This window comes from Agaribacillus sp. DX54, assembly GCF_056858335.1.
Genome location: NZ_JBXEQE010000122.1, coordinates 1 through 610, shown reverse-complemented (window position 1 = coordinate 610; position 610 = coordinate 1). Strand labels below are relative to the sequence as shown.

At 43.9% G+C, this 610-nt stretch carries 1 protein-coding gene; it reads right to left on the bottom strand.

The genetic code is table 11. The features are described from left to right. On the bottom strand, positions 1 to 610 hold a 610-nt coding region (locus tag AC04NP_RS30610), incomplete at both ends, for a condensation domain-containing protein (protein ID WP_482863936.1).

Here is a 610-nt window from a genome sequence, read left to right as displayed (position 1 = left end):
GCAACATCGTGTTTGAAGATGAAATATTGGAACCTCCATCTATCTTGGTGTCTGATAGGTTAAAAGGATAAGTGGGCGACTCAACAACACTGTACAAATCACTAAAATAGTTTTTACTCTCCTCTAATTTCTCTTTGTTCAGGGTATCCCCTATGAAATCACGGTATAAGGCCGGCGTTGGAAGCCTGTCTGCCTGTCCTGATAAATAGCGCATGACCTCTTCTCTTACTTTTGCCATACCTACAGCATCTATCATCAAATGATGATGATTCAACACCAAATAATAGGCTCCATTAGCTACATCATCGGCTACCTTTACCCGTAACAGAGGGGCTTTTGTCACATCCATGTACAAACTATCCGGGGCAATCGCTTTTTCTACCTGAGGTAAGATGTCCTGACTGCTATCTATGGATAACGCTTCTACCGGCAAACCCACCTCCCGTAAGACCACCTGTAAAGCCTGGGGGAACCCTTCATTTAATATACAGGTGCGTAAAACATCATGGCGACTGATCACAAAACCCAAGCCTTCCATAAATGTAGATCGCTTGTCTGGCGATGAAAAGGACAATAAGTTAGCTACCACATAGGGATCACCCTTGGTGCG